This is a genomic window from Amycolatopsis coloradensis (assembly GCF_037997115.1).
GTDB lineage: Bacteria > Actinomycetota > Actinomycetes > Mycobacteriales > Pseudonocardiaceae > Amycolatopsis > Amycolatopsis coloradensis_A.
Map to the genome: position 1 here is coordinate 8,327,861 of NZ_CP150484.1, position 17,570 is coordinate 8,345,430.

Genomic DNA, 17,570 nt, shown 5'->3' on the forward strand with positions numbered 1-17,570 from the left:
ATTCAGAGGACTAAATGCGTCAGGTGGGAGTGGGCCTCGACGAGCGAAGGGCCGTACCAGGTCAGGAAGCGCCCGGAGACCAGCACGTGCTTCGCGCCGGGGAACGCTTCGGGGCCGTCATCCGCAGTGAACTCGTACGGCTCGTCGGGCAGTACGAGCAGGTTCGCGTCTCCGGACGCGAAGCGCGCTTGGAGCTCGTCGAGTTTCGGACGCGGGTAGCGCTCTTCGTGGTCCGCGTAGACGTTGCCGATTCCGACGCGATGCAGGACGTCGCCGCCGAAGGTGTCCCTGCCGAGCACGATCCACGGCTTCCGCCAGACCGGCACGACCGCACGGAACCGCTCCGGCAAGGTCTCCCGCCAGATCTCTTCGGCCTCGACCAGCCAATCCGGCTCGGCGAGGTCGTAGGCCTGCGTCAGGATCCGCCGGATCGAGGCGAGCGCACCGGGCACGGTCGCCGACGCCTCCATCACCCAGACCGGAACCCCGTTGGCGCGTAAGCGTTCCACGTCTTCCGGCCGGTTTTCCTCGGAGTTGGCCAGCACCAGATCCGGCTCGAGTTCGAGCACCTTGTCCACGTTCGGGTACTTCGAGCCGCCCACCCTCGGGACGTCCAGATCGACCGGATGGGTGCAGTAGTCCGTGGCGCCCGCGAGCCTTCCCGGCGCGCTCACCTCGACGGCCTCGGTCAGCGACGGCACGAGCGACACCACCCGCGACGCCGGTTCGCGCAGCGGGACCACTTCGCCGAGATCGTCGATCATGCCCGCTCGAACGACAGTTTCCGCTTGTCGACGTCCACCGCAGTGAGCCGGACCCGGATCCGCTCGCCTTCGGGCGGCTTCTCGCCCGCGCACTTGCCCATCACCGGCGGATTCTCGATCAGGATCTCCGACTTGGAGTCGTCGGCCCGCAGCACGATCGCGTCGAACTCCTCGCCGATGTGCTCGGCCATCACCCAGGCCTCGACCTGGTCGATACAGGCACGTTCGACCTTCGCCGCCAGCGTGTCGGACGCGGTCATCTGCTCCGGCACCTCCGAAAGCGCCGCGCGGACCCACTCGGGTACCTCGCGGCCGGCGCTCACGGCGAGGCAGATCTCGGTGGCGAACCGGTCGACCAGCCGCCGGATCGGCGCGGTGACGTGGGCGTACGCGCCGCCGATCCCGGCGTGCGTGGTCAAGGCGGGCAGTTCGCCGTCGAACGCGGTGTACCCGGCGCCGCGCAGAAGCCTGGTGGTGTCGGCGAAAAGCGCCATGGACGCGGGTTGACCGGGGTCGAGCGCGGCCAGGAACTCCGACACGCTCTTGCCCTCGGGCCAGTCGATGTTCAGCGCCTGCGCGGACCGGCGCAGCCATTCGATCGCTTCGGCGTCGGGCTGGGGCAGCGTGCGCAGGACCCCGATCCCGGCGCCGATCATGATCTTGGCCGCGGCCATGCCGGTGAGCAGCGAGATCTCGGCGTTCCACGCGTCGACGTCGTTACGCGGCCGCTGGATCAGCGCCCACCCGCCGTCGGGGTCGCCGCCGATCTCCTGCTCCGGCAGCTGCAGCTCCACCGCTCCGCGCCGGATCGCGAGTTCGCGGCGCAGGCGGCCCAGCTCCGGCAGGGCGGCTACCGAGGGATGCGGGTCGCCCGCGTCGATCGCCGCCTGGACGATCTCGTAGTCGAACTGTTCGGTGGACCGGACGAGCGCCCGGCGGACGTTGGTCGCCGTCGGCTCCCCGCTCGCGTCGACGTCGATGGTCCACAGCACGGCGGGCCGGGTCTCCCCCGGCAGCAGGCTCGCGGCGCCCTCGGACAACACCGGCGGATGGAGCGGGACGTTCCCGTCGGGCAGGTAGAGCGTCTGCCCGCGACGGCGTGCCTCCTTGTCGAGCGCGCCTCCCGGCGGGATGAACGCGGCCAGGTCGGCGATCGCGTAGTGGACGCGGAACCCGCCGCCCTCGACGCGCTCGATCAGCACCGCCTGGTCGAGGTCCTTGGCGCCGGGCGGATCGATGGTGACGAAGGGCAAGCCGGTGGCGTCCTCGCGTTCCCCCGCAGACTCGAGCGGGTCGACGACCGCCGCCTCCGCCTCGGCGAGCACTTCGGGCCCGAACGACTCCGGCAGCGAGAACTCGGCTCGAAGGTGACCGAAGTCCCCTCCCGCCGCGTGTGTCCTGATCACGAGTGGAGGCACCACCCAACCCTATCCCGATCCGGCGCCGTTGATCGCCCGTTCGGGTGCGGGCCGGTCGGGTGTACGTTACGGACCGAAATGAAAACCGATACCCTTTTCAAAACGACAGGAAGGGCCGTGGCGTGAAGATCGCGTTCGTCGGGAAGGGCGGCAGCGGGAAGACCACGCTGGCGTCGCTGTTCACCGCGTACCTGGCCGGCGGCGGGAAACCGGTCCTGGCGATCGACGCGGACATCAACCAGCACCTCGCCGTCGCGCTCGGCGCGAGCGAGGAAGAGGCCATCGCGTGGCCGACGCTGGGCGACAACATGGGCCTGATCAAGGAGTACCTGCGCGGTGACAACCCGCGGATCGCCGACGCGGCCTCGATGATCAAGACGACGCCCCCGGGGCGCGGGTCGCGGCTGGTCCGGCCGTTCGAGGACAACCCGATCTTCCAGGCCTGCTTCCGCGAATTCGGCGGTGTGCGGCTCGGTGTCACCGGGCAGTTCGACGAGGACGATCTCGGTGTCGCCTGTTACCACTCGAAGGTCGGCGCGGCGGAACTGCTGCTGAACCACATGATCGACGACGCGGGCGAATACGTGGTCATGGACATGACCGCCGGCGCCGACGCGTTCGCGTCCGGGCTGTTCACGCGGTTCGACGTGACGTTCCTGGTGTGCGAGCCGACCGTACGCAGCGTCGGCGTGTACCGGCAGTACGCCGACTACGCGCGGGACTTCGGTGTGCGGCTGGTCGTCGTGGGCAACAAGGTCACCGAAGACGAGGACATCGAGTTCCTGCGCGAAGAGGTCGGCGACGCCCTGTTGGGCTGGATGGAGAACTCGCGGCACGTCCGCGCCGCCGAACGCGGCCGCGCCCGCCCGATCGGCGAACTCGAGGCGCACAACCTCACGACGCTGGGCTCGATGCTCGCGACCGTCGACGGCGAGCAGCGGGACTGGGCGCGTTACCAGCGACAGGGCGTCGAGTTCCACCTCCGCAACGCGCGGGCTTGGGGAAGCGGGCGGGCCGGGGAAGACCTCACCGCGCAGGTGGACCCGGAGTTCGTGCTCGGCCCGGCGTTGGCGCGGCAGGACGCCTGACCGGCTGCCGGGAGTCCGTGAAGGCCTCCTTCCCTACCCTCAAGNCAGATGCCTTCCCTACCCTCAAGGTAGGGAAGGAGGCCTTCACGGACCAGTGATCAGTCGCCGTTCCACTTGGCGTCTTCGGCGTCGGCCTGCCTGGTGCGTTCCTTGGCGATCTCCAGGGCGCGCCTCGCCGTCGCCTCGTCCGGGTACGGCCCGAGGAGGTCGATGCTCCGGCCTCGTTCCAGGTGCTCGACCTGGTTCGTCTTGGTGTTGAAGTACCAGCCCTGATCCGGGTTCGGGTCGCTCGACATGGGTCAAGCCTGACATCACCCGGACGTCCTGTCATCACTTGCGATAGCGGTAGGGGATCTCCGTGGGATCGCCGGTCGGGCCGAACTCGCCGCCCTCGGGCGGGTCGACCTTCGAGCTTTCCGGCACGTTCTCCGCGAGTTCGTCGAACCAGCCGCGGTGCATCGGGAGGCCGCGCGGCGGGGTCGCCGGTTCGGGCGACACGGGAATTCCCGGCGGCGGCGACACCGGCTGCGTCAACGGAGGAGCCGGGGGCATCGCGGACGACGGCGGCGTCACGGGCGGCTCCGACTCGGCCTGCGAGGGCGCGGCGGCGGCCGGGGCTTCCGGGATGGAAGGAGGCGCGCTCACCGGCGGAGGCGGCGGCGTGTGGTTCCCGGGCGGCGGCTGTGTCCACGTGGGCTGGGGCAGCGGCGGCTGGGACACCGGCGGTTGGGCCGACGGCGCCTGAGACGCGGGAGCCTGCGGGGCGGCGGCCTGAGACGCAGGTGGTTGGTGCGCGGCAGCCTGAGAAGCGGCAGCCGGCGGGGCCGATGCCTGAGGCGCAGGCGCCCCCTGATGGCCCGGCAGCGGCTGCCCCGAAGGTGTGACCGTGCGCCACACCGGCGCGGGCCCGATGTTCATCGGCGCCGGAGCGCGAGGCGGCTGCCCGGTCACGGGCGGCACGGCCTGCGACGGCGCCGGGGGCGCCTGACGCTGCGACGGCTTCGGAATCGGGTCGAGACACGAGACGAGCACCGTCGTGTTCGCCGGGTCTTCGATCTTCCGGCCGCTGCGCTCGCGGTAGATCATCTCGCCTTCGGTGTCCATCTCGACCAGGTAGCCGGCCTCCGCCAGCTGCTCCTCGTCGAGATCGACGAGCTTTTCGTAGCGCGACGGGACCACCCGGTAGATCGGCCAGGCGAGCCTGGCGTTCTCCTGGTGGAACTGGGCCAGCAGGGTGGCCATCTGCTGCTGCCAGGGCAGCGACATCCCCTCGGCCAGCGAACGCGGCAACACGACGTAACCGGGATCGACGCCGGGCCAGCCCTGGTTCAGCTGGTCGGCCAACGGCGTGCTCGACGCCGGCCGCGCCGCGTGCCGCGCGGGCTGGGCGGTGCCGAAAAGATCGCGGGGATCGACCTCAGGGCCGTTCCCCGCCGCGGGCTTGCCTCGCCTTCCGAATTTCCGTGCCACGTTCTTCATCCTCTGCCAGTGTGCGGCCGCGTGCCGGTGGACAGGCCGCCACTTCGGGTGAATCCGATGGTCCCGCGATCGCGATACCACGCTCTCACCATGCTAAACGCCAGGACGGACCGCCTGCGCGACCACTTCGGCCTCGTCGAAGGAGAAGTCGCGGATGTGCACCGGCACCCCGGTCTGCTGCGCTTCGACGATCTTGCCGTCACCCAGGTACATCATCACGTGGTGGATGGTCGCCGGGTTCGACGGCACGGTGGCGAGGAACAGCAGGTCACCCGGCTGCGCCTGCCGCACCGGCAGCATCGCGCCCGCCTTGTACTGGTCGCGGGAAACGCGCGGCAGGATGATCCCGGCCGATTCGTAGGCCCGCAGCATCAGCCCGGAACAGTCGTAGCTGTTCGGCCCCGTGGCGCCCCAGACGTACGGTTTCCCTTGCTCGGCGAGGGCGAACTTGATGGCCTGCGCGGCCGCCTGGCTCGGCGGCACCACGCTGCCGACGCTCGTGCCGCAGCCGACGACGTCGACGATCTGGCCCTCGTTCTGCACGAGGAGGGCCGCCATCGGCTCCCAGTTGTGGTACCGGTCGGGGAAGCCGGAGCGCTCGACCCGCTGGGCGGCGTCGCCGGGCCGCATGTTCTCCCAGTCCGGCACCGCGAGCAGGACGTCGTAGAACTTGTTGACCTGGTACGGCGGGTCGGTGACCTGCGCGACGGTGCCCCAGCCCATCGACGGCCGCATCTGGAAGATGCCGAGCGAGTCGCGGTCGCCGTAGGTCAGGTTCCGCAGCTTGGACTCGGTCATCCCGGCCTGGATCGCCACCTGCCACGCGCGCGGGGAGAGCGTCCGCTGCTTGCCGATCGAGATGATCAGCGCGACGATCCCCTTCTGTTCTTCGTCCAGCTTGTTGATGTCCGAAGAACCGCGATCGGTCTGTCCCGGCAGAGTCGGCCCGATCGACGCGTCGCAGGAGGTCTTGACGACCCCGCCCGACTGCGCCTCCACATGGTCGGTCACCACCTTGGTGACCGTGCTCGTGGTGACCACCGCGGCGAAGACCGCGGCGATCAGCACGCCGACGATGAGCCCGATCTTCATCGGGTCAGCCCGCTTGGGTGAACTTGGTGACCCGCCATCCCGGGTTCGTCTTGACGACGGTGACCCGGACCTTGGGGCCGTCTGTCAGGACGTCGACCTCCATCGATCCGGCGAGCGAGGAAACCACCTGTGGCTCCCCGGTCACCCTGGTCGCCTTGATGTTCGCGGGGTCCACCGTCGTCAGCTCCCCGGCGAGGTACTCCTCGGTGGTGTACGGCCGCAAGCCGCTCAGCCACTGCTCGGTCGTCGTACCGTCGGGATGGTTCGCCCATGCCGTCACCCAATTCTTGGCGACCCGGATACCGTCCTGGTCAGGTGGCGCGGAAGACGGTGGTGGCTGGGTGGTGAGCCTCGGCGGCAACGTCGACGTCACGGTCACCGGCGCCGCGACGCCGGGGCGTGAGGTGGCTGTCGCCGATGAACCCGGCCCGGCGGCCGTCTGTCCCGGTTTTCCGATGGCCTTGGGCAGCAGGATGCCCAAGGCGGTGAGCACGACCGCGAGGATCACCAGCGTGCCGACGAGGTGGCGGGGCGAGCGCAACGGCCAGCCCCACAGTCTGCGGTAGACCGCGGTGCGCCCGCGGTTGGTCCGGATCGGCATGGGTCACCGGCCCACTGCGTGGTCTGTGTCGCGGACTTCCTCACGGACTTCGAGCCCGCGCGACGGCCGGTACAGCACGAAGACCGGCTTCCCCGCGACGACTTCGGGGTCGACACGGCGAGGGCGCGGGGTGGACGGGCCTGCTTGCACCGGCACGGCACCCGAGTAGTCAGGAGTGGTGTAACCGCCGCCCGCGGAGTTCATCCGCGACGGCACCACGACCGGCTCGGGTTCGTCGCTCCAGCGCCGGTCGGCGACCGGCGAGGTGTCGACCCGGCGGCTCGGTACCTGGATCGGGCTCCGCCCGCCGGAGGTGAACATCGAGTCGCCGGGATTGCCCGCGGACGGGTTGTACTGGCCGAACACGGGAACTCCTCCGCCACCACCGGCGGGCAGCGCGGGCAGCCCGCCGCCACCGCCGACGGCACCCGGCCACGGCGCTCCGGACCAGGCCGCCGCGGGGCGGATCGCGCCGGAACCGTTGTCGAGCCGCTGGGAGCTGGCGAAGATCGTCGCCTCGGGCCGGAACCGCCCGCCGCCGACCGTCGCGCCCACGGGACCGCGGAGGTCTCCGTCGACGACGTCGTCGGTATCGCGGACGTTCTGCCAGAACGCGTCCTGCGGGGTCGGCTCGTTGTTCTTCTTGCGGAAACGGGAGAAAAGTCCGCCGCGCGGGGAAGGCATCGCGCCGCCGACCATGCCCACGGACATCTCGACCATCTGCCACAGCCGCCGCACGGGACGGCCGACCATGAACAGCAGGACGGTGATGATCGCGGCCAGCACCATCTTCGTCAGCAGGGACAGCGAATTCCCCGCGGTGAAGATCGCCTCCAGAAGGAGGGTGTGCACACCGGCCAGCACCGAGAGCACCATCAGGTTGAAGGCGACCGCGCCGACGACCTTCAGGATGCGCTGCATGATCTGGGGCTGGAGCAGCGCGATCAGGCCGATCAGCGGAGCCGTCAGCACGAAGATCCTGATCAGCACCTGGGCGAGCAGTACCGTGGCCTTGGCCAGCAGCTGGAACAACGAGTAGAAGATTCCCTGGCCCAGTGAAAGGAAACCGGCGCCGACGCGGCTGCCGTCCTCACCCGTGAAGTACCCGGTCGCCGGGCCGAGCTTGGTGGAGATGTCCTTGAACGCCGCCTTCTTGGAGTCGACCAGCGCTGCGTCGGCGTCCCCGCCCTGCTGGATCTGACCCCAGGTGAAGGCACGCGCGTCCAGGAGGGCCGGGCCGTACTGGATCGCCTGCGGCGAGTCCGGGCTGCCGAATTCGCCGCGGAGCCAGTTGTCGTAGACGACCCGGCAATGCAGCTCGGTCGGGACCCGGTCCCACGGCTGGCGCGCGGCCACGGCTTCCGGAGTCGCCTGGCACGGCTGAGCCGCGGGCGGCTGCGGCTGAGACGGCGGCGGCGTCTTGGCCTCGTCGATGAACCCGGCCTGGATATTGGTCGTGGTCTGCACGATCGCGTTGTCGATCGGATCGAGGAATCTCAGCAGCGCCAAGGAGGACGCGGCCAGCCAGACCGCGGCGAGCCCGTACAGCGCCCGTTTGCTGACCGCCGCGAGATCGCCGCGCCAGATGTTGCGGAACAACATGATCGACATGATCAGCGCGGCCAGGCCGAACAGCTGCGCGTAGATGTTGTTGTAGACCTTTTCGGCCCCGGCCTTCACGGCGTTGTACAGCGGGCTGAGCAGGCTGCCCTGCAACACGGTGTAGTGCAGCGAGTTCGTGGCACCGACGATGTTCTTTCCGATGTTGAACAGCTGGTTGCCCGCCCAGGTGTCGATCGTCGAGTTGGGCGAGGTGATGCCCGCGAGCGGGCCGCAGTCGGTTTCGAAGGTGTCCCAGACGTGTCCGGCGTACCCGTAGACGTTGTACGGGCTGCCGCCTTCACCACGAGCGGTGGCAGGCGGGTCGAGCGCGCCGACCATGCCCGCGCCCGGCCGTTCCGGGTTCGGCGCCTCACCGCACGCCGCGGCCGACGCCGCCGGAGCGGTCGCCACGGCCTGAAGGCCCAGGATCACCATGACGACGAACATCGTCGCGCGGCGGCTGGGTCTGGTCTTGCCCGGCCGCGGCCCCTCTTTCAGACGGCGGCGCAGCGCGTGCCAGCCGGCGGCGAACGCGAGCACGAACGCCAGGGTGATCACCGTGTTCATGCGGCATCCCTGCCGGTGCCACCCTTGCCGGCGCGCGCGTGCTCGCCTTGACCCCCGTTGCCGTTATGTCCATTTTGGACGGCGCCCTGGACCTCACCCGTCTCCGCGGCGAGCGGGTCCGGGGCGCCCAGCATCTGTTCGTCGGTGAGACCGACCTCGAGTTCGGCCGCGAGCTCGAGGTCCTCTTCCAGCTCGAAGTCGTCTTCCTCCGGCGGCGAAGCCACGAACGGCTTCTCCTCCGGGACCGCGAGCTCGTTGCCCGGCCTGGACGGTTTGGCGTCGGGTGAACCCGGCGTGGTGTCCATGACCCGGCGCAGATGCTCCAGGTGCGGCCCGGAGAAGTCGACGCGGATCCGCTCCACGCCGCCGGCGCCGTCACCGAAGATGAACTGCCGCGGCTCGACGTCGCGCTGGAGATCGCGTTGCGAACCGGGGCGGCGGCCCAGCGCCGCGACGACCTGTTCGTAGCCGACACCGACCGGGACCTTCAGCAGGCGCAGCGCGTCGGCCTGGGCGTCGTCGTCGTCCAGGCGGCCGACGAACACCGAATCGAGCAGCGCCACGAAACCCTGGATCTTCAGGAAGTCCGCGGGGATCTGCGAGGACAGCAGGACACGGACGTTCCACTTGCGCGAGTCACGCGCGAAGCGGTTCATCAGCACGCGACCGGTCGGGACCTCGGAGAGGAAGAACGCCTCGTCGATCCAGACGCCCTTGCGCAGTTCCTTCGGCTTCTCGTACACCGACCGCTGCGTCAGCCACGCGGCGAGGTTCAGCATCTCGACGCCGAGGGATTCCGCGTCCGTCCAGTACTCGCGCGGGACGCCGTCCTTGGGCAGGGTCAGCCCCGCCATGGTCAGCACGGTCATCCGGTCGTCGCGGGTCTCGGAGTACGGGTCCGCGTCGCTCTCCGGGATGAGCAGCGCCATCCGCTCGCGCATCTCGTCGAGGAAGTCCGCGACGACGACGGCGTGCTCGTGGTGCTCACTGGAGTCGCGCCGCAGCGCGTCGATGACCTGGCCCGGGTCGGCGTCGAACCGGCCGCCGACCGCGCGGACGGCACGCAGCAGCACGATCCGGGTCTGCGCCATCCGCGAGACCTCGTACGGCAGGACGCCGGTGAGGACGTCGAGTACGAGACGGCGGCGGGTCGCGCCAGCGAGGGCCTTCTCCCGCCGCCACGACCGCTCGGGATCGTCCTCGTCCATGAAATGCTCGAGCTGCGGCTCGGCGACCACCCGGTACGGGTTGAGGATGCCGGGCTGCGCGTTGAGCAGGTTGATCGGCCGGGCGTACGGGCGCAGCTCGGGCAGGTCGCAGAGCCGCGACAGCGGGCCCGAGGGGTCGAGGATCGTCCAGTGCGCGCCCGCGCGGAGCGTCTTGTAGACGATGCCGCCGCCGAGGAACGACTTACCGCCACCGAGGCCCGCGACCATCGCCGTCAGACCGGAACCGTCGCGGATCTCCTGCGCCATCCACGGGTCCCAGGCCACCGGGCGCCGGGTCGCGGTGACGGTCTCGCCGAGCAGGATGCCGCGGCGGTCGCCCACCTCGGCCGTCGCCGTCGGAACGGACGACGCCGCCCACACGACCGAACCGCGGCGCATGTACGCCGCCGAAGCCAGCGGCTCGCCGGGGATGAACTCCCGGGCCAGCGCGTACTGGGCTTCGGGATGCTCGACCGCGATCTTCGGCTTGTAGAGGTCGAGAAGCTGCTGGGCCAGGCGCAGCGCGTCCCGCTCCGTCGGCCCGGACACCGCGAGCCGCCACCACGACCGGACCCGGGTGGCCAGCGCGGTGAAGCCCGACGTCATCTCGTCGTCGATCTCCAGCACGCGGCCCGCCTGGCGCGCCAGCGACTGCGGCGGCTCCAGCTCGTGCTCGTCGGTGTAGTGCTTGACCTGCGAGCGCACCTTGTTCATCTGGCGCTGCAGCTCACCGGCGACCTCTTCCGGCCGCCGGACGTAGATCCGCGCGGACACCTCGACCGCCGCGGGCAGCCGGTCCGCGTGCTGGATCCACGGGTCGTCGACCTCGGGGATCTGGAGGCCGTGCATCTGGCCGACGGTGAGGACGGCGAGATGCCGCGAGACGCCGGCGTTCGACCCCGTGCGACCGCGGACGGTCACCGTCGGCGCGTACGGCTCGGCGTGGAAATCCGCCGCGTCGGTGAAGCTGGCGAGGTCCTCGGGCTCCCAGGCCGCGCCGGGGACCGCGGGCATGTTGCGCGGCGCGGGCAGGCCCAGCGAGCACGAACGGTGCATCAGCCAGGACATCTCCTCGGCGTGCACCGGACGGCCTTCGAGCCCGGCGGAGCCGATCACCTGGTCGAGGTGCTCGACCTCGGAGTCGAGCGCGGCCAGCTCGGCGTCGACGGCCTCCGGCAGGATCTTGCGCAGCACCGGGGCGGCGCTCTCGACCGCGCGGTCGATCATCCGCCTCGTCTGCACCTGGACGCCGAGGTACACCTCTTTTTCGGCCATCGAACGGCCCATCAGCTGCTGCTGCTCGCCGATGAGGTAGTCGTCGAAGGACAGCGCGCCCTGGACGTCCTGAGGACGGCCGACGGCGTTGTGCACGTGGGCCTCGGCCCACATGCGGATCGGGTACGGCCGGTTGGTCACGCGCAGGTGCAGCCAGCGGCCCTGGAGCTCCGCGTACTGACCGGCGATGGCCGCGATCAGGTCGCGGCGCTGCGAGTCCGACCGGAACGACCAGCGCTGTGGCGCGAGCCGGTACCAGGCGTACACCTCATAACCGGTGCGTAACAGGTGCCCGTCGATGCTTCGCGCCGCGATCGACGGGGTATACGAGGGTATGGCCGCCTCGCCGGGCAGCCGCCTCCCCTTGCCGGCCTTCTTGGGCTGCGCGGAGCGGACCTGCTGGGGCGGATGCCAAGCCCCTTGCTGCAGATCTCGATCACGTTTTCCTCGGCTTCCGCCGCGACCGAACAACGACTACCTCCCGGCCCGAGCCGCGGGGCGGCTCCGACGCGCTCGTGGTGTTCCCTGAGCTCCGGCGCCGCCGCCGTAGCCGTGGTGCTGGTACTGCCGTCTCCTGCGGTGCTTCGGTAGCGGGCGGTTCGCCCGTACCCGGACACGGGAGGCACTGGCCGCGCCCCCTGTGCCCGTGGTCCGTTCTCTGGGTGTGTTGAGCTCTTTCGCCGCCATCGCGGCCACGGCGCCCAGCGGACGCTCGTGGCTGATCTTGGCCGTGATCAATCTGGTGATCACAATTGTGGCGACGAAGGCCCAGGCGGTCGAGAAGAACCCGAAGCTCCAGCCCGCCCACCGTTCGACGGTGAGCACGAGCAGGAAGACCGGGATACCGACGAGCCACGCGACGTAGCGGGCTCTCCAGGGAAAAGTCGCTTTCGGCGGGCCGAGCCATACGGCATCGACCCGGTAAACCTCGTCATCGGTCCGGATACGCAACGCGAGCCCTCAGCCTGTGAAGAGGCCGGCGATCCACTGGCCCACGTTGACTCCGGCGCCACTCACCGCGAGGCCGATGATCGCCAGCGCGATCACGACACCGGCGAGTCGGCGCATGACACCCGCGTTGTCCCCCTTGCCGCCGCCCAGCCACAGCAGGAGGAGCGCGACGGCCAGCAGCACCAGGGGGATGATGTTGTCGATCAGCCAGGTGCGGACGTTGCCGGTGCCGAGCTCGCCGGCGGCCAGCGTGTCGAGGGTGGTCATGGTCATCATCGCATTACTCCCGGTGCGCGGAGAGGGGGTTCGCGCGGTTCTGGCTCGGTGGTGCTTCGAACATCATGGCGTCACGAGGCGTAGTGGTCAAAGCGCGCTCTGTAGATGTCGTTTTGTCTACAGTTCACAGAGCGAGGCACAGCACCATGACCATCCTCGGTCTCTATCATCGTTGCAAGGGTCGTCTGGATTAACCCCGGCCACCCGTATTTCGCAGTGTGCTGACGGCCTCACTCGCTTGCGAGGCAACTTGCTCACTGTGAGTACGGGTCGGCCGCGGAGATTTCGGCCTCGACCAGTGTGACATGACTCGTTCGGTGGCTTCTCCCGAGTCCGCCGGGTGAACACGCATTCGACAAAAACCATGTGTGCCGATGAAGCGAAAGTCACGCATCCGTTACCCAAAGCGAAAACGGAGCGGGCATTTTCACTACATAGCGTGATTATCGGCCCGTCGAGAACACATTCGCGGGAAAAGCGCCTGCTTCGACGGCCTGGCGGCTCAAAGGTCCGCACAGCTCGTGAAGCCGCTTCGTCTTCTCCTCGCCGAGATGCTCCCAAGGCCCTGTCGACGCCGCGTTCGTGGCGACTTCGAGCCGTTCGCGAAGATCGTTCCCGGCCTCGGTCAGGCCACCCTCGCCGTCGAGGATGCCCTGCTCGCGAAGCTTGACGGCGGCGTTGTCCCACTGCTCGTCGCTCCAGCCGCGGGACGCCTTGGCCGCGGCGGGCAGGAACCCCTTGCCGGTGGCGGTGTGCGTGACGAGGGCGGCGAGCCCGTCGAGCCCGTTGGCGACGAGCGCGGCGATGTGGCCGTCGCCGCGATGCTCGCGCAAGAGGGTGATGGCGTGCCAGAGGACGAGATGCGGTTCGCTCGGCCAGTCGAGACCCGCGTGCCCGGCGTACAGGGGACGGCCGTCGACCTGGCAGCCGCCGGTCGCCTCACGGGCGAGCTCGGCCGCCTCGGCAACCTCGTCGGAACCGAGCGTCTCCTTGCCGAGCAGCCGGGTCAGCGTCGCGTCGACGGCTTCGAACCGGGCCTCGATGATCTTTTCGGGCGTGGCCAGCGTCCACGCGCGCGGGATGTGGCGGGCGACGAGTTCGGGGTTGAAGTTGTAGAAGGTCGCCGCGACCACGCCGGGACCCACCGCGCCCATCGGCGCCGCGCGGCCCGCGAAGTACGTCATGCGCCCCGGCCGGAGGCCCGCGCCGGTGAGCGCGGCTTCCGTCTCGGGGGCGAAGTAGGTAAGGGAATGCAGTACATCGAACGTCCCGCGGAACCGTCCCGTGACGCGACTCGCTTCGCCCATGGGAGCACCCTACCGACAAGTAGTGACGGGCGCAGCGTCCGAAAGGGCGGCGGTGGGAGCAAGGGACCTTTGCTATCACTTTCGCAGGTCGGGAGCGGGTCGGGGTGCCCTCGCTGCCGCGTGGGCCCACTTTCTCACCGCAGCCCCGAGTCCGTGAAGGCCTCCTTCCCTACCCTCAAGGTAGGTAAGGAGGCCTTCACGGACCTACTGCTCATCTCGCAGGTACGTGACCAGTGCCGGTCGTGCGGTCCGGGCCGCAAGAGAAAAGAAGTACGGACGAGCCGGCGTGTAAGCCGGATCCTGTCTTCGCCCCGCCTTGCGGCCGGGCGAGTGGCGGCCATCCATCTAGGCCCGCCGTCGCCGACGGGCTCGAGCGGCCTACCCGCAGGCTCGGGCGGGCAGCCCTCGATCGCCTGCGCAGGAGCCTCGCGGCTCCCTCTTGGCCTTGCTCCGGGTGGGGTTTACCTAGCCGTCCTGGTCACCCAGGACGCTGGTGGTCTCTTACACCACCGTTTCACCCTTACCTCCGCCCGCGAAGCGAACGGAGGCGGTCTGTTTTCTGTGGCACTGTCCCGCGGGTCGCCCCGGGTTGCCGTTAACAACCACCCTGCCCTGTGGAGTCCGGACTTTCCTCGAACCGGTTTCCCGGCTCGCGGCCGCCCCGCCGACTCGTCCGTCGGAGAATCCTACTGCACGGGTCCGGGCAGGCAGTTAAGGTTGCGCCGCCCGTCGGGCTGGACGACGAACCACACGTGGTCGGTGCCCTGCCCGGTCCATTCGCCGGGCCGCGCGTTGGCGAATTTGTAGAGCGGCCAGCCCGCCAAGGTCACCTGTTCGGCGCCTTCGGGCCGCTTGATGGTGTCAACGAGAGCCGGGTCGATGCCGGTCACCGACGGCGTGCCGCTGGTCGTGACGGGCGTCCACACGATGGCGCAGTCCCCGAGGCACGCCGAGCGGGCCTTGTGCGGGTTGTCGCGTTCGTAGCGGAAGAGGACGGCGCCGGTCTCGTCGAGGACGGCCTGCCCCATCCTGGTCATGTAGACGGCGGTGAGCCGCGTCCCAGCCGGAGTCTCCTCCTGAGCGCTTGGCCGCGAGGTGCCGGGCGACGGCACCCTCGGGCTGGGGAGCGCTTCGGTGACCGGGGCCCGAGCCGTCTGCGACGCGGGTTCAGCCGCCTGCCACCACATCGCGGCGCCCACGACGAGCGCCGCGATGACGACGAGCATGGTCAACCGCGATCGGCGCATCAGGCGTCTCCGTTTCTCCCGGGTGGCTGACGGGGTTCTGCTCCGCGATCTGGTTGGTCCAGTAGAGGACGGCGGACGGGCTGTCGAGGCCGACGACACCGACGAGACGCCCCTTGCGGACGAAGCCGGTGACGGGCCGTTCGCCGCCGACGGGGGAAGCGAGCGCGACGGTGTCGGTGCCCAGCTTCGGGATGCCGCCCGCCTGGATCCGCATGCCGTGCTGTTCGGACCAGAACCGCGGCACCGGCGCGAACGGGCGAGAAGCCTGCGGGCCGGCGAGCAGGTTCTCCGCGGCCGCCCGGCCCATTTCGACGGCGTTGAGCCAGTGCTCGACCCGTCGCGGCGTCTCGTCGAAACGCAGGTTCGGCCATTGCGCGACGTCGCCGGCGGCGACGACGTTGCTCATCCCGAGCACGTGGCAGGTCGGCGAGCAGACGACGCCGTCGTCGAGCGGCAGCTTCGCCCCGCGCAGCCACGAGATCGACGGCACGGTCCCGACGGCGACGACCACACACGAGACGTCCAGGATCCAGCCGTCGGACGAGCGCAGCCGCAGGCCGTTCGCCGTGGTCTGCCAGCTGTCGATGGACGCGCCCAGCGCCAGCCGCACCCCTCGCGACCGGTGCAGCGCCGAGAGCTTCTGCCCGATGTGCTTGCCGACGACCTCGCCGAGCAGATGCGCCGACCGGCCGATGATGGTGACCTCCCGGCCGATCTCGCGCAGGCTCGCGGCGACCTCGCAGCCGATGAACCCGCTGCCCAGCACCGCGACGGGCCCGTGGTCGGCGGCGAGGTTGTCGCGCAGTTCCGCGGCGTCGGCCAGTGTCCTGACGACGACCACCCTCGGATGTCCGTGCGGCACACCGGAAAGCCGCCGCGGTTCGACGCCGCTGGCGATGACCAGCCCGTCGTAGGGCAGTTCCTCCGCCCCGGGCAGATGGACGACCTGACGGCCGGGCTGAAGATGGGTCGCCGGGGTGTTGAAGCGCCATTCGGCGTCGATCTCGTCGGGCCGGGTGAGCAGCGTTTCCGCCGGATGGGTGGCGCCGGTGAGCAGTTGCTTGGACAGCGCCGGCCGGTGGTACGGCAACGCCGGCTCGTTGCCGACGATCACCAGTTCGCCGTCGAATCGCAGTTCCCGCAACCGTTCCGCGCACCGCAACCCGGCCAGCCCGCCGCCGACCACGACGATCCGTTCGCTCATCGTCCAGCCCCCTGCAGACCGCTCAGTCGGATCGCGCGCATCGGGCATGCTCTGGCCGCGGCCTGGGCCAGCGGCACCTGTTTGACGCCGGGTTTACGGAGGTAGCGCAGCTGACCGTCGCCCTGTAGCTGGAAGACCTGCGGCGCTTCGGCCTGGCAGATGGCGTAGCGGTGGCATTTCTTGTCGTCGACGGAGATCCGGACCGGTTCGGCCCGGCCGGTTCCGCCTTCGAGCAGCCCCAGCCGGACCAGCGCCCGCGGCGGGAGCACCCGGAGCACGGTGAGCACGACGGCGGGGGTGAGCACGGTGATCCCGCCGAGCCAGACCGTCGCGAGGTTCCCGTTCGCGGCCGCGCCGAGCCAGGAGTGGATCGCCAGCAGGCCGACCGCGAAGTAGCCGGCCTGATGGAACCGCTGCCCGCGGCGATCGGTCACGCCACGGCGTATCGCGGCGGTGACCGAGACGGCGACGAACAGTTCCAGCCCGACGACACCTGCCGCGTGCCGCGCGAACCCGCCGCCGGCGAACGGGATCAGCAACGCGAGCAGGCCGAACGAGTCGTCTTCGAGGAACAGATAGGACAGTCCGTGGACCGCACCGGTGGCGAGACTGAACGTCGCGAACACGAGGTGACCACCGCGCAACGCCTCGTGACCGGTGGCGCGCCTGATCCAGCCGGTGGCGCTCAGCACGCCCCACACCAGCGTCAGGCACATCGTCACGTAGGCGAACCGGGCGGAAAGCGCGGCGATGTCCCGGACCCCGCTGTCGTGCGGCGACGGGGCCGGGATCACCGCCAGCAGTGAGGCCGTCATGCTCGCCTGCCCTGCGCGCCGAGAACCCGGAGGAGACCGAAGGTCGCTCCACCGGCGATCCCCACCATGAGCATGCCGAGCGCGATGTCACCGCCGTCGAGTTCGTTGCCGCCCGCCGGAACGACCATCAGCGAGGTGGTCTCGGCGATACCGGTGCTTTCGAGCAGGGTCATATGCCGCATGACGGTGTCGACGGCGGTCTGGGCGAACGACCGCATCGCGTCGTCGCGGGTGGCGGCCCGGACATGCGAGGCGAGACCGAAGATGCTCCCGTGCGCGGCGCGGGCGCGATTGACGTAGAGCCGGTCGAAGTCGGCACCGGCGGCGCCGGTGATCTCGTCGGCCCAGGAGCGCTGCTCTTCGGTGGGCTCGCCGGGCAGTTCGACACGGACCTTCGAAGCGAGTGCGCGAGCCTGCGCGTCGAGGCGGTCGTGGCCGTCGGCGAGTTTGCGGCCGACCTCGCGGACCCGCTGCGCACTCCCGCGCTGTTCGGCTTGACGGCTCACCGGGCCTTCCCACAAACCGGCTTGGCGTACTCGCACGAGGAGCTCCCGATCATGGGAGTCGATTTCCGCGAAGGCATTGGCCGGCGTTCCCACCCATATCACCATGCAGCCGATCACCACTCCAAGAAGCCGATAGATCATTTCACCCGTCCCCGTCCTCGAAGTGCCTC

16 protein-coding genes and 1 other RNA gene are annotated in these 17,570 nt (G+C 69.8%); 1 reads left to right on the forward strand and 16 read right to left on the reverse strand.

What is annotated here, in order from left to right:
- Positions 1 to 2 precede the first annotated feature (2 nt).
- Both LCL61_RS38850 and LCL61_RS38855 read right to left on the reverse strand, forming a co-directional pair.
- On the reverse strand, positions 3 to 764 hold the full coding sequence (locus LCL61_RS38850; RefSeq protein WP_340684348.1) for a helical backbone metal receptor: 762 nt from the start codon (positions 762 to 764) through the stop codon (positions 3 to 5).
- A complete protein-coding gene (locus tag LCL61_RS38855) occupies positions 761 to 2,170 on the reverse strand; it encodes an RNB domain-containing ribonuclease (protein ID WP_340688787.1) in 1,410 nt (469 codons plus the stop codon). Before LCL61_RS38855 ends, LCL61_RS38850 begins: the two co-directional genes overlap by 4 nt.
- Before the next feature lie 134 nt (positions 2,171 to 2,304).
- Between LCL61_RS38855 and LCL61_RS38860 the strand changes: the two genes are divergently transcribed.
- Positions 2,305 to 3,270 carry an AAA family ATPase gene (locus LCL61_RS38860; protein WP_340684349.1) on the forward strand — a complete coding sequence of 322 codons (966 nt, stop codon included), beginning with the start codon at positions 2,305 to 2,307 and terminating at the stop codon, positions 3,268 to 3,270.
- A gap of 98 nt (positions 3,271 to 3,368) precedes the next feature.
- On the opposite strand, the gene LCL61_RS38865 is transcribed toward LCL61_RS38860, so the two are convergent.
- From LCL61_RS38865 to LCL61_RS38930, 14 genes are all read right to left on the reverse strand, one after another.
- Positions 3,369 to 3,566, reverse strand: coding sequence for a hypothetical protein (locus tag LCL61_RS38865; RefSeq protein WP_016331585.1), 198 nt, complete (start codon positions 3,564 to 3,566; stop codon positions 3,369 to 3,371).
- A gap of 34 nt (positions 3,567 to 3,600) precedes the next feature.
- Positions 3,601 to 4,740 carry a hypothetical protein gene (locus tag LCL61_RS38870; protein WP_340684350.1) on the reverse strand — a complete coding sequence of 380 codons (1,140 nt, stop codon included), beginning with the start codon at positions 4,738 to 4,740 and terminating at the stop codon, positions 3,601 to 3,603.
- 102 nt (positions 4,741 to 4,842) lie between these two features.
- Positions 4,843 to 5,841 (reverse strand): C40 family peptidase, encoded by a 999-nt coding sequence (locus LCL61_RS38875; RefSeq protein WP_125680356.1) that lies wholly within the window; start codon positions 5,839 to 5,841, stop codon positions 4,843 to 4,845.
- Positions 5,842 to 5,845: 4 nt separating this feature from the next.
- Positions 5,846 to 6,442: a hypothetical protein gene (locus tag LCL61_RS38880; RefSeq protein ID WP_340684351.1), complete on the reverse strand. Its 597-nt coding sequence runs from the start codon at positions 6,440 to 6,442 to the stop codon at positions 5,846 to 5,848.
- Positions 6,443 to 6,445: 3 nt separating this feature from the next.
- The gene (locus LCL61_RS38885) at positions 6,446 to 8,611 is read right to left on the reverse strand and encodes a magnesium transporter (protein ID WP_340684352.1); all 2,166 of its coding nucleotides are present in this window, start codon (positions 8,609 to 8,611) and stop codon (positions 6,446 to 6,448) included.
- Positions 8,608 to 11,565 carry an ATP-binding protein gene (locus LCL61_RS38890; RefSeq protein ID WP_340684353.1) on the reverse strand — a complete coding sequence of 986 codons (2,958 nt, stop codon included), beginning with the start codon at positions 11,563 to 11,565 and terminating at the stop codon, positions 8,608 to 8,610. The genes LCL61_RS38885 and LCL61_RS38890 overlap by 4 nt, the downstream gene beginning before the upstream one ends.
- A gap of 3 nt (positions 11,566 to 11,568) precedes the next feature.
- A complete protein-coding gene (locus tag LCL61_RS38895) occupies positions 11,569 to 12,045 on the reverse strand; it encodes a hypothetical protein (RefSeq protein ID WP_076153445.1) in 477 nt (158 codons plus the stop codon).
- A gap of 9 nt (positions 12,046 to 12,054) precedes the next feature.
- Positions 12,055 to 12,321, reverse strand: coding sequence for a hypothetical protein (locus LCL61_RS38900; RefSeq protein ID WP_007035338.1), 267 nt, complete (start codon positions 12,319 to 12,321; stop codon positions 12,055 to 12,057).
- 443 nt (positions 12,322 to 12,764) lie between these two features.
- Complete coding sequence (locus LCL61_RS38905; RefSeq protein WP_340684354.1) at positions 12,765 to 13,628, reverse strand: SCO6745 family protein; 864 nt, start codon at positions 13,626 to 13,628, stop codon at positions 12,765 to 12,767.
- Positions 13,629 to 13,901: 273 nt separating this feature from the next.
- An RNA gene (gene rnpB, locus LCL61_RS38910) (RNase P RNA component class A) lies at positions 13,902 to 14,300 on the reverse strand.
- A 14-nt stretch (positions 14,301 to 14,314) separates the two neighbouring features.
- Positions 14,315 to 14,875: a hypothetical protein gene (locus tag LCL61_RS38915; RefSeq protein WP_340684355.1), complete on the reverse strand. Its 561-nt coding sequence runs from the start codon at positions 14,873 to 14,875 to the stop codon at positions 14,315 to 14,317.
- Positions 14,796 to 16,079, reverse strand: a complete 1,284-nt coding sequence (locus tag LCL61_RS38920; protein WP_340684356.1) for an NAD(P)/FAD-dependent oxidoreductase — start codon at positions 16,077 to 16,079, stop codon at positions 14,796 to 14,798. Before LCL61_RS38920 ends, LCL61_RS38915 begins: the two co-directional genes overlap by 80 nt.
- Complete coding sequence (locus LCL61_RS38925) at positions 16,076 to 16,894, reverse strand: ferredoxin (protein ID WP_340684357.1); 819 nt, start codon at positions 16,892 to 16,894, stop codon at positions 16,076 to 16,078. The genes LCL61_RS38920 and LCL61_RS38925 overlap by 4 nt, the downstream gene beginning before the upstream one ends.
- Entirely contained in the window at positions 16,891 to 17,541 is a 651-nt protein-coding gene (locus LCL61_RS38930) for a DUF4142 domain-containing protein (protein WP_425341965.1), read from the reverse strand. The genes LCL61_RS38925 and LCL61_RS38930 overlap by 4 nt, the downstream gene beginning before the upstream one ends.
- Between the last annotated feature and the right edge of the window lie 29 nt (positions 17,542 to 17,570).

Bases quoted from the DNA above. Each gene is read 5' to 3' on its own strand.
- LCL61_RS38850 (WP_340684348.1), bottom strand. From the start codon at position 764: ATGATCGACGATCTCGGCGAAGTGGTCCCGCTGCGCGAACCGGCGTCG.
- LCL61_RS38865 (WP_016331585.1), bottom strand. From the start codon at position 3,566: ATGTCGAGCGACCCGAACCCGGATCAGGGCTGGTACTTCAACACCAAG.
- LCL61_RS38875 (WP_125680356.1), bottom strand. From the start codon at position 5,841: ATGAAGATCGGGCTCATCGTCGGCGTGCTGATCGCCGCGGTCTTCGCC.
- LCL61_RS38880 (WP_340684351.1), bottom strand. From the start codon at position 6,442: ATGCCGATCCGGACCAACCGCGGGCGCACCGCGGTCTACCGCAGACTG.
- LCL61_RS38885 (WP_340684352.1), bottom strand. From the start codon at position 8,611: ATGAACACGGTGATCACCCTGGCGTTCGTGCTCGCGTTCGCCGCCGGC.
- LCL61_RS38900 (WP_007035338.1), bottom strand. From the start codon at position 12,321: ATGATGACCATGACCACCCTCGACACGCTGGCCGCCGGCGAGCTCGGC.
- LCL61_RS38905 (WP_340684354.1), bottom strand. From the start codon at position 13,628: ATGGGCGAAGCGAGTCGCGTCACGGGACGGTTCCGCGGGACGTTCGAT.
- LCL61_RS38915 (WP_340684355.1), bottom strand. From the start codon at position 14,875: ATGCGCCGATCGCGGTTGACCATGCTCGTCGTCATCGCGGCGCTCGTC.
- LCL61_RS38920 (WP_340684356.1), bottom strand. From the start codon at position 16,079: ATGAGCGAACGGATCGTCGTGGTCGGCGGCGGGCTGGCCGGGTTGCGG.
- LCL61_RS38925 (WP_340684357.1), bottom strand. From the start codon at position 16,894: ATGACGGCCTCACTGCTGGCGGTGATCCCGGCCCCGTCGCCGCACGAC.
- LCL61_RS38930 (WP_425341965.1), bottom strand. From the start codon at position 17,541: ATGATCTATCGGCTTCTTGGAGTGGTGATCGGCTGCATGGTGATATGG.